We start from the raw sequence: 10,967 nt of genomic DNA on the forward strand, positions 1-10,967 counted from the left end.
AAAAAGTTTATTAAAAGCTGGTAAAGAATTACTTTGCTCTCACCAAATTGGCTTGTTTGGCCTGCAATCACTTTGAAAATGTTTTTAGGTGAATTTTAATGCAATTAAATAATCGTTTTTAAATAAAAAAAATAAGTATCTACCAAGAAAATAGATACTTATTTCAAGCTTGATGCTTATGAGAATAATCGAGAATTATTTTGCAAGTTCTGCATTCACTGCATCGACAATCCGTTGATCATCTGCAGTAATATCTGGAGCAAAACGTGCCACTACTTCACCATTTTTATTGATCAGGAATTTTTCAAAGTTCCAGAGCACTTCTGGTGGCTGATTTGGGGTTAAACCATAATCGACCAGATCTTTCCACCAAGGGCCTTCACCGATACGTTCCGGTACAGCCTGCGTAAGGTTGGCATATAAAGGATGCTTGTCTTCACCCGCGACAGAGATTTTAGCAAATAGCGGGAAGTCAACTTTATAATTCACTGAGCAGAATTCCTGAATCTCGGCTTCGCTACCCGGTTCCTGTTCCAAAAAGTTATTGGCAGGGAAGCCCAGAATTTCCAGACCTTCCGCTTTTTTGTCCTGATACAGTTTTTGTAAGCCTTCATATTGCGGCGTCAGGCCACATTTAGATGCGACGTTAACCACCAGCAAAACCTTACCTTGGTACTGGTTTAAAGTGGTTTCTGTTCCTTCAATGGTTTTGACTGGAATGTCATATACAGAGCGAGTCATTAGATTTCCTGTTTATTGCGACTGAACGGTATTTGTTTTAACGGGTATTCGCTTTCAGTACAAGTAAAAACAGGTGAGCTCAGTTACTTAAAGCTGCAAATTGCCTCAATATTATGTGAAAAATCTATTATGCTAGGATGCGCGAATACGCATAGCTTAATAACAAGACCAGCGACTCATGGATGAAAGTATGACACAGCAACAAAAGGCAGTCTGGTGGGCCATGGCCTTACCACTGGCCGCAGTTTTGATTTGGTCTCTGAATATGACTGTCACCCGCTATGTGGCAGATTATATTTCTCCCATCAGTATCAGTTTCTACCGCTGGGCCTTGGCCTTACTGATTTTAACTCCATTCATGTTGCCCAAAGTCAAAGCAGCGTGGCCGGAGATCCGTCCATATCTCGGGCATTTTGCTGTTTTGAGTGCGCTGGGAATGGTGCTTTATCAGGGGCTGGCTTATAGCTCGGCACACTACACTACTGCCACCAACATGGGCCTGATCAATGCCTTTATTCCTATTTTTACCATTATCGTGGGTATTTTTGTTTTAAAGATTCGCCCGACACAGGCTGCAGTGCTGGGAAGTCTCTTGTCCTTTATTGGTTTGATGTATGTCATGGCACAAGGGCAGGGCCTGCAGTTTTTAACTGTCGGTGAAAGTTATATTGGCGATCTGTTGATGTTGATCGCAGTATTTTTCTATGCCTGTTATGGCGTGTTTCTGAAAAAATGGCAGATTCAGATTCCACTCTTAGTGAGCCTGTATATCCAGATTTTTATGGCCTTTCTCTATCATATTCCTTTGGTATTGATTTTAGGTCTGGATAGCATCAATCATGCTAATGCAGCCAGCATTATCTATGCCGGAATTTTTCCTTCTATTGCCGCACCCTTGTTCTGGATGATGGCTGTGCAACAACTTGGTCCCAATCGCAGCAGTATTTTTATGAATCTGATGCCTGTCTTTACCGCAGTAGTCGCATATTTGTGGCTGGGCGAAGCCTGGACCATGTATCACAGTATCGGCGGTGGCATCATTTTACTCGGAATCCTCTGGGCACAATATCCCGGAAGATCCGCTTAATCAGGAATTAAAAGAGCTGATTAAGAATTGTGTCTGATTAAATATTAAGCATTTAATCAATTTTTTTTAATTGAAATCCCCTTTTAAATGCTAATTTTCAAATGTTAAAACAAATAGAAAAATATCGTTTTATTTTAAAAAGAGAATAGAAAGAGCAAGATATTTTGAATATTGGTCAAAAAATGTTTTCTATTAATAGATAATATGTATTATTTGATTGTTTTATTGTACTTGTCGTTGTACTCAGTTTCTTTCATAATGCGCCCATCGAGAATGATCAAGCAAGAAAATCCTTGTTTTATCAGACTCCCAGAGATTTTCTGAACCCTCTGGATGTGATTTATGCACATCCTTTTTTATGCTCAGCCATCCCTATATGGCTGAGCTTTTTTTTGTCTTAAAACTTTAGTCGGGCTTGAGTGTCCCGACTAAATCAGACACGAATAACTACGCCAGTCACTGCATCAATGATCCGGCTTGGTTGCTGACTTAAACCGAGGTCACCATTTAGATAATTCAGGTTCTGGTCAAAATAGCGGATCGCATCCTGCAGTGAGCGGGCAGGTTCCATGCCGGCAGGGTTGGCACTGGTCGAAACGATAAAACCGCCAAAGGCCTGACACAGTGCCACACAGAGTGGGTGAGTGGTTACACGTACGGCTACTTTAGGATGATGACCTTTAATCCAGTCAGGAATATCTTTATTTGCAGGAAGTAGCCAGGTGGTCGCGCGATCAGCAGGTCTGTCATGGTTCCAGGATTCAATCACTTTTTCACGCATTTCTTCGCTTAAATCCTGCAGCAGATGTTCTACCTGTGAAAGATGAGCTGCCAGCAGAATCACACCTTTCTCAATCGGGCGTTGCTTCAATTCTAGAATCTGATGAAATGCCTGTTCATTATAGGGGTCGCAACCCAAGCCCCAAACAGCCTCTGTGGGATATGCCAAGACTTGTCCGTCTTTAAGCCATGCTGCTGCTTCGGCAACAGAGGTAGTGATCATGTGGATACCTTATATTAAACAACAAAGCGCTATTGTGAACTTTATTTGAGAATCCGACAACGTAGATACAGGCCGGCTTGCTGGGTACAAAAACCGAGTAACTCCAGCTCCATCAGTTGACTGGTCAGCGCAGACACTTCTTGCTGTACCTGTGTCCCCAGCTGATCCAGACTCTGTCCCACCCAGTCCAGTTGATTATAAAGACTGAGCAGATGTGGCGGAATCTGCTGAGGTTCTGCTTCAGTAACTTCCATTTTGGTGGTGTTTTCCATCGCTTGCCATTGCGTCGCCAGTGCCAGTTCTTCGATGACCTGCTGTGGGTGATCAATCAGAATCGCACCCTCACGAATCAGTTGGTGACAGCCCTGATGATGCTCACTGTAAATATGTCCCGGAATGGCAAACACGGTTTTGCCTTGTTCGGCTGCCAGCTTGGCCGTAATGAGAGAACCACTTTTTAATGCCGCTTCTGCCACAATCACGCCCAGACTTAAACCACTGACCATTCGGTTGCGCCGTGGAAAATGGTGTTGCAGAGGAAGGGTATCTGGCAGAAATTCGCTGATGACGGCACCGCCATGTTCAATAATTTGCTGGCGCAGTGACTGATGCTGTGCTGGATAGGTTTGATCCAGTCCGGTGGCCATCACCGCAATCGTGCCTTGATGCTGTAGGGCAGCCCGATGTGCCGCTTCATCAATGCCGTGTGCCAGACCGCTATTGATATAGAAACCCTGTTCACTCAAATAAAAGGCAAAATCATAAGCCACTTGCCGGCCATGCGGACTCGGCTTGCGACTGCCCACAATTGCAATCTGTGCCTGAAGCAGGGTATCAGGTCGACCTTGACCAAAAATGATCGGTGGTTTATCTACATAAGGATGCAACTGCTGCGGGTAATGCGGATCGCTATGCAATAAAATAAAATCGCTATCCTGCTGGATCTGTTGCAGACAACGCTGAAATTTCTGTTGCGCTTCTGGGAGGTGTAACTCTTTTAAGCGCTGCACATGATTGACATGAATACCGAGTGCCTGCCAGACGGGTACCTGATCCTGCTGAATGGCATTGGCCAGTTCGGCATAGTGTTGACTGATTTTATAAAAACTCGAAAGAGAATGCTGAACCAGATACCATAACGTAATTGTTTCCAGTTGCGCGCGTGATAACGGGTTCAGCATATTGAGACCTATAGGGTTGTCTTCTTATTATTAAGTTTTTTTATTTAGACAAATATTTATTCATCTAAAAGAGGTGCTTGAATCCCTGCACCCATCTTGATTGGTAATTCACTTTCCAGCACATAAGCATAGCTTAATTGATCGAAGGTTTTAAATACCATGATCTGGCCAATACGCTCGCCCGGCAATTGCACACGTTCTTTAGTTTTAGGATCAGTCACCACTTCACCTTTTTGATTCACGCTAAAGACATGTCCAGTCTGAACCCCATGTGCCGTACCACGGTCAATGGTAACGACACTATGACGTGCTGCTGTACCAATTGACCCCAATACACGCACAATCTGACCACCGGCAGCAATATTTTCTGCATTGGTCGGATAGAACAGAGTCGGTAACATTGGATCGTATTCAGGTAAGACACGATCACCGCGACGTACTTCAGCATTGTAACTATCTGTCAGTTCAAGTGTGGTCACATCACCTTCGCCACGAACTGCAATACCAGATGCCACCTGTTGCAGCTCCAGTGCAGCCGTATATTTCTTGCCGTTTGCATCCGTAAATACATACGGTTCCGCTTCACGATACACCGCATAGCGTTGGCCAACTACCAGACCGTGACCACGTGCATAAACTTTCTGGCCTTTGCCAGCCAGTACGCGCTGATCTGCAGTTCCGAGAATGTAGGGTGTGCCCTGAACTGAATCAGGTGCCAGAAGGGTATAGCGTTCCAGCCACTGCTTGATATGCTCAAGCGGAATCACTGGAATGGTATTATTTAAAGATTCAACCCGAATCTGGGGTTGCAGAGAAGTACTGCCAAGATAGCGGCTGATAATACCTTCACAACCATCACCTTCGTCTTTACCAATAATCGGACGGCCCTGGTAATCGCACATTAACAGGCGGTCACCCGGGAAAATCCAGTGTGGATTTTTCACGTGCTTATTGCTGGCCCAGATTTCCGGCCAACGTACCGGATTTTTCAGGAAACGTTTCGAGATGTCCCAAAGCGTATCGCCTTTTTTCACCACATAAACGTTCGGTGCATTGGCTTTTAATGCCGGTGGATTGACGTTGCGTGCAGGTGCTGCCTCGGCAGAATGAATGGTCCCCATACTGACGCCTACACAAACGGCAAGTGCCAGCATCTGATTTTTAAACCCCAAGGCACTAAAAAATGGCATGCCCTTCAAAACCTTTTTCATTATCATAATTCCTAAAATTATGTGCGTAGTTGCGTTATAATAACGATCTTACACACATTTTTTTGATGAAGCATTCCCTTCATTTGGTTTTTTGATCAATGGCATAATTGAGGACGCAGTATGGCCTTATTACCTATTTTAAGTTTCCCGGATCCCCGTCTTCGTACCATTGCACAACCTGTCGAAGAAGTGACTGATGAAATTCGTCAGCTCGCTGCGGATATGTTTGAAACCATGTATGAAGCACCAGGTATCGGACTTGCCGCGACTCAGGTGGATCGTCATATTCAGCTGATTGTTATGGATCTGTCTGAAAATAAAGATCAACCGATGGTGTTTATTAACCCCAAAATCACACCATTGACTGAAGAAACGCAGCCTTACGAAGAAGGCTGTCTATCAGTTCCTCAAATATACGATAAAGTTGATCGTCCGTCACGCGTAAAAATTGAGGCAATTAATCTGGAAGGTCAAGCATTTGAGCTCGATGCTGACGGACTTCTCGCTGTGTGTATCCAACATGAAATGGATCACTTAAATGGCAAATTATTTGTCGATTATTTATCGCCATTAAAACGTCAACGTGCACGTGAAAAAGTGGAAAAACTGGTTCGCCAGCGTAATAAAGACAAGGTGGCAGTGAAACGCTAGGATCATTTTAAAGTTTATTTAAATGGTATAACAAAGCCCAATTCTGATTGGGCTTTGTTATAATCAACATAAGCATGTTTTAGGAATAGCCTGTGTTTTTACGCGCGGGGCTGCTATTTGCATTTGCAGCTGTGTTTCTACAGATTGCTGTATTTTTACAGCCTTTGTTACCGAAGCAATATCAGGTTGCTCCTGTCTGTGAAACCATCACGCGTGCGCTTTTTATCGCGACAGATGCTCATGCGCAGCATAGCGCTGGCGAGCATAGTCACCTTATCCAATCTGATCATCTTCAACATGATCATCATGATGCCAATCATCAGTGTCAGTACTGTAAGGTTCATGCCAATTTAGTCTTACCGCCGGATCTGGACATCAAACAGGTACTTGACCGGATTCATGTCCGTTTAATTGCCTATCAAAAAACCTTTAAGCATGTCTGGTTTGTCCTTCAACAACTCTTCTTAATTCCTCAGGGGCGAGCGCCACCACTGCCTGCATAAATCTGCATTTTTCAGCTTGGGTTGGTATTGACTCAAGCCGTGCCTAATTTATGTATTTAGTGAGATAGAGAAATGGCTCAGCCTAAATTTTCTTTACAGCCACTTGCGGCTGCGATTTGTGTTGCTTGTTATTCTTCGGTGGTGACGGCCAATGACGCCATGCCGGTTCAGACATTTGCCCCGATTGTGGTGACGTCAGCAGCAGGTAATGATGCCAATGGGCTGATTGTTCGCGCTGATCCAAAACAGCCGATTCAACCGATTCCTGCCAGTGATGGTGCGGATTATTTGCAAAGTATTGTCGGTTTTAGTTCGGTCAATAGCGGTGCCGGTACCAATGGTGATGTGACGTTCCGCGGCATGTTTGGTTCACGAATTAAAATCCTGACTGATGGCACCGAAAACCTGGGTGCCTGTCCAAGTCGTATGGATTCGCCGACCTCTTATATTTCTCCGGAAAGTTATGACCGTATTTCGGTGATTAAAGGCCCACAGACGGTTCAGTATGCCAATACTGGCTCTGCGGCCACAGTGATTTTCGAACGTACACCGGAACAGTTTGATCAAGATCAAAACTATCGCGGTCAGGCCAGTGTCTTGATGGGATCTTTCGGGCGCCTTGATCATAATGTCGAAGTCGCAGCAGGCGATGAACAGAAATATGTCCGACTCAATACCAATCGTTCGGTATCGAACAGCTATCAAGATGGTGATGGAACCACTGTGCCTTCAGATTGGGAGCGCTGGAATGCGGATCTGGCCTTGGGCTGGACTCCGGATGCAGATACCTGGGTAGAATTGACAGGTGGTAAGGCAGATGGTGAAGCTGTTTATGCTGGTCGTGATATGGATGGATCACAGTTTGCCCGTGAAAGTCTGGGTTTACGTGTTGAAAAGAAAAATCTGACTGATGTAATTCAGAAAGTTGAGGCACAGATCAACTATAACTATAACGACCACATCATGGATAATTTTAGCCTGCGTCCAGTGCCGATGAAGCATGATGAGCATACTCATAACATGCAGCCAGCACCCTCTGAAATGCAGGTTACGCGCCGTACTTTAAATACCCGTATGGCGATAACGAGTGAATGGGATCAAAACCAATTGATTGCCGGGATGGATTCTCAGCGCAATACGCATGCTGGAGGAATGACATCCACAAGCATGAATATGCCGCTCACTCCAGATATGAAATTCCAGTCATATGGAGCTTTTGCTGAGCTAAGTCATGAACTAAGTGATAACAACAAATTGGTTGCTGGTGTGCGGGTCGATCAAGTGGAGATTGATGCCTTAAAAACTGGACAGAACCGTCAGGAAACCTTGCCAAGCGGCTTCATTCGTTTTGAAAATACCCATCCAGAACATGATGAAGGTAAAACCTATATCGGACTGGGGTATGTGGAGCGTGTGCCTGATTATTGGGAATTATTTAAGACCGATTATCATGGAATAACTGCAAATACATTTAAGCAACTGGAAACAGAAAAGACCTTACAACTCGATCTGGGTTATCAACATCATCATGGCGCGTTTAATTCTTGGGTATCAGCTTATGCCGGTGTGATTCAGGATTTTATTCTGATGACTTATCCTAAGTCTGCAAACTCTGGGCATGGTCATCCTATGGGTAATGATATGGGAGAAATGCAGCCAGCAAAAATGAATAGTGCGGATTCAAGAAATATCGATGTAACCATTGCCGGTGCAGAAGTTGGAATTGGTTATCAGTTTACTGATGCAATTCAGGCAGATATTAGTGCCATGTATGCTTGGGGCGAAAACACCACAGACAATACGCCGTTGCCACAAATTTCACCTTTAGAAGCCCGTGTTAACTTGCGCTATGTTCAAGACAAATATAATTTTGGATTATTGTGGCGTGTAGTAGATGGCCAAAGTCGTATTAGTGAACGAGAAGGTAATATCGTTGGTTATGACAATAAGCAGAGCGCAGGCTTTGGTACTTTGTCTTTAAACGGTAGCTACCATATCATGGATGGCGTGGATGTATCAGTCGGTATTGATAACGTGCTTGATAAAACCTATACCGAGCATCTAAATAAAGCTGGTAGTGCTGGCTTTGGTTTTGCCGCAGAGGAGCAATTCAATAATATTGGCCGAAATTATTGGGCACGTGTCAGTATGAAATTCTAATTGTTGCTCAGTACTCCAAAAGCCATTGCTCAATAGCGATGGCTTTTTAATTTTTAGCGTTGCAATAAATTTTCCATATTTAAATTGGGCCTATGTATCTTGGAAGAAGACCGGATAAAATAATTTTTGTATATATAAACGCCAGATTGATGAAGAATCAAACAAGAATGGGATGTGAATTGAACGATATAAGTCATGTAATAAAGATTTTTATAATTTAAATTAAAATAAAACAATATCTTATTGTGTTTATGGATGGATTTTGTTGGATGTGCTCAATAAAATTCAAAAATAATAAAAATAAATTAACTATATATAACATTATCTTATGTTTTTATTGGTTTGAAAAATAAACACACGATAAAAAATCTTTGCAAGAAGTGTTGCAAGCGTTCTGAAATACTGTAGAATGCACATCCATCGGCGGTGATGAAGATTAAAACTTCTGATAAAACAGTGACTTAGTTAAGTTTAATTGAGTTGGGTTTTATTTGATAAGTTTGAAAAATAGTTTTCATTACTGGTTGACTTTCTAGAGATAGAGAGTAATATAGCCGACCTAGCTTGCTGGTGACGAATTAGCAAGAAGATCATTAAGAGATTATGAAGAACAACTTGTGTGGATTTTTACTGGTTGATTGATCGAAATTATTTTCATTGATTGATGGTAGAAATTACTCGAAGTTTATTTGAGAAATATTTGTCAGAAAATTGATGAGCCAAGATTGGCACCCTTTAAGGTGCTACATAGTATTAAACTGAAGAGTTTGATCATGGCTCAGATTGAACGCTGGCGGCAGGCTTAACACATGCAAGTCGAGCGGGGAAAGGTAGCTTGCTACTTTACCTAGCGGCGGACGGGTGAGTAATGCTTAGGAATCTGCCTATTAGTGGGGGACAACATCTCGAAAGGGATGCTAATACCGCATACGTCCTACGGGAGAAAGCAGGGGACCTTCGGGCCTTGCGCTAATAGATGAGCCTAAGTCGGATTAGCTAGTTGGTGGGGTAAAGGCCTACCAAGGCGACGATCTGTAGCGGGTCTGAGAGGATGATCCGCCACACTGGGACTGAGACACGGCCCAGACTCCTACGGGAGGCAGCAGTGGGGAATATTGGACAATGGGGGGAACCCTGATCCAGCCATGCCGCGTGTGTGAAGAAGGCCTTTTGGTTGTAAAGCACTTTAAGCGAGGAGGAGGCTACCGAGATTAATACTCTTGGATAGTGGACGTTACTCGCAGAATAAGCACCGGCTAACTCTGTGCCAGCAGCCGCGGTAATACAGAGGGTGCAAGCGTTAATCGGATTTACTGGGCGTAAAGCGCGCGTAGGTGGCCAATTAAGTCAAATGTGAAATCCCCGAGCTTAACTTGGGAATTGCATTCGATACTGGTTGGCTAGAGTATGGGAGAGGATGGTAGAATTCCAGGTGTAGCGGTGAAATGCGTAGAGATCTGGAGGAATACCGATGGCGAAGGCAGCCATCTGGCCTAATACTGACACTGAGGTGCGAAAGCATGGGGAGCAAACAGGATTAGATACCCTGGTAGTCCATGCCGTAAACGATGTCTACTAGCCGTTGGGGCCTTTGAGGCTTTAGTGGCGCAGCTAACGCGATAAGTAGACCGCCTGGGGAGTACGGTCGCAAGACTAAAACTCAAATGAATTGACGGGGGCCCGCACAAGCGGTGGAGCATGTGGTTTAATTCGATGCAACGCGAAGAACCTTACCTGGTCTTGACATAGTAAGAACTTTCCAGAGATGGATTGGTGCCTTCGGGAACTTACATACAGGTGCTGCATGGCTGTCGTCAGCTCGTGTCGTGAGATGTTGGGTTAAGTCCCGCAACGAGCGCAACCCTTTTCCTTATTTGCCAGCGGGTTAAGCCGGGAACTTTAAGGATACTGCCAGTGACAAACTGGAGGAAGGCGGGGACGACGTCAAGTCATCATGGCCCTTACGACCAGGGCTACACACGTGCTACAATGGTCGGTACAAAGGGTTGCTACCACGCGAGTGGATGCTAATCTCAAAAAGCCGATCGTAGTCCGGATTGGAGTCTGCAACTCGACTCCATGAAGTCGGAATCGCTAGTAATCGCGGATCAGAATGCCGCGGTGAATACGTTCCCGGGCCTTGTACACACCGCCCGTCACACCATGGGAGTTTGTTGCACCAGAAGTAGGTAGTCTAACCTTAGGGGGGACGCTTACCACGGTGTGGCAGATGACTGGGGTGAAGTCGTAACAAGGTAGCCGTAGGGGAACCTGCGGCTGGATCACCTCCTTAACGAAAGATTGACGATTGGTAAGAATCCACAACAAGTTGTTCTTCATACGATGTATCTGAGGGTCTGTAGCTCAGTTGGTTAGAGCACACGCTTGATAAGCGTGGGGTCACAAGTTCAAGTCTTGTCAGACCCACCA

The 10,967-nt window shown here is 44.4% G+C and carries 8 protein-coding genes, 1 tRNA gene and 1 rRNA gene; 6 read left to right on the forward strand and 4 right to left on the reverse strand.

The features are described from left to right. Positions 1-195 precede the first annotated feature (195 nt). Complete coding sequence (locus F890_RS00665; protein ID WP_005249624.1) at positions 196-741, reverse strand: glutathione peroxidase; 546 nt, start codon at positions 739-741, stop codon at positions 196-198. A 190-nt stretch (positions 742-931) separates the two neighbouring features. On the opposite strand from F890_RS00665, the gene F890_RS00670 reads away from it, so the two are divergent. Beyond that, on the forward strand, positions 932-1,828 hold the full coding sequence (locus F890_RS00670) for a DMT family transporter (protein WP_005265470.1): 897 nt from the start codon (positions 932-934) through the stop codon (positions 1,826-1,828). A 433-nt stretch (positions 1,829-2,261) separates the two neighbouring features. Here the strand turns inward: F890_RS00670 and F890_RS00675 are convergent, their stop codons facing one another. Genes F890_RS00675 through F890_RS00685 form a run of 3 tightly spaced genes read right to left on the reverse strand, consistent with a single transcriptional unit; the run spans position 2,262 to position 5,223 of the window. Next, positions 2,262-2,831, reverse strand: coding sequence for an L-threonylcarbamoyladenylate synthase type 1 TsaC (locus F890_RS00675; RefSeq protein ID WP_005249628.1), 570 nt, complete (start codon positions 2,829-2,831; stop codon positions 2,262-2,264). Positions 2,832-2,872: 41 nt separating this feature from the next. Then, positions 2,873-4,012 carry a DNA-processing protein DprA gene (gene dprA, locus F890_RS00680; protein ID WP_005249630.1) on the reverse strand — a complete coding sequence of 380 codons (1,140 nt, stop codon included), beginning with the start codon at positions 4,010-4,012 and terminating at the stop codon, positions 2,873-2,875. Positions 4,013-4,068: 56 nt separating this feature from the next. Then, positions 4,069-5,223, reverse strand: coding sequence for a LysM peptidoglycan-binding domain-containing protein (locus tag F890_RS00685; RefSeq protein ID WP_004732589.1), 1,155 nt, complete (start codon positions 5,221-5,223; stop codon positions 4,069-4,071). 120 nt (positions 5,224-5,343) lie between these two features. Between F890_RS00685 and def the strand changes: the two genes are divergently transcribed. The 5 genes from def to F890_RS00710 all read left to right on the forward strand — a co-directional run bounded on the left by def (position 5,344) and on the right by F890_RS00710 (position 10,967). Continuing rightward, positions 5,344-5,874, forward strand: coding sequence for a peptide deformylase (gene def, locus F890_RS00690; protein WP_004644875.1), 531 nt, complete (start codon positions 5,344-5,346; stop codon positions 5,872-5,874). Between the two features lie 92 nt (positions 5,875-5,966). Beyond that, positions 5,967-6,377 (forward strand): DUF2946 family protein, encoded by a 411-nt coding sequence (locus F890_RS00695; protein ID WP_004644876.1) that lies wholly within the window; start codon positions 5,967-5,969, stop codon positions 6,375-6,377. Positions 6,378-6,449: 72 nt separating this feature from the next. Then, entirely contained in the window at positions 6,450-8,537 is a 2,088-nt protein-coding gene (locus F890_RS00700) for a TonB-dependent copper receptor (RefSeq protein ID WP_005249632.1), read from the forward strand. A 755-nt stretch (positions 8,538-9,292) separates the two neighbouring features. Beyond that, positions 9,293-10,830: ribosomal RNA gene (locus tag F890_RS00705) — 16S ribosomal RNA — on the forward strand. Between the two features lie 60 nt (positions 10,831-10,890). Next, positions 10,891-10,967, forward strand: a tRNA-Ile gene (locus tag F890_RS00710).

This window comes from Acinetobacter sp. CIP 64.7, assembly GCF_000369745.1.
Classification (GTDB): Bacteria; Pseudomonadota; Gammaproteobacteria; order Pseudomonadales; family Moraxellaceae; genus Acinetobacter; species Acinetobacter fasciculus.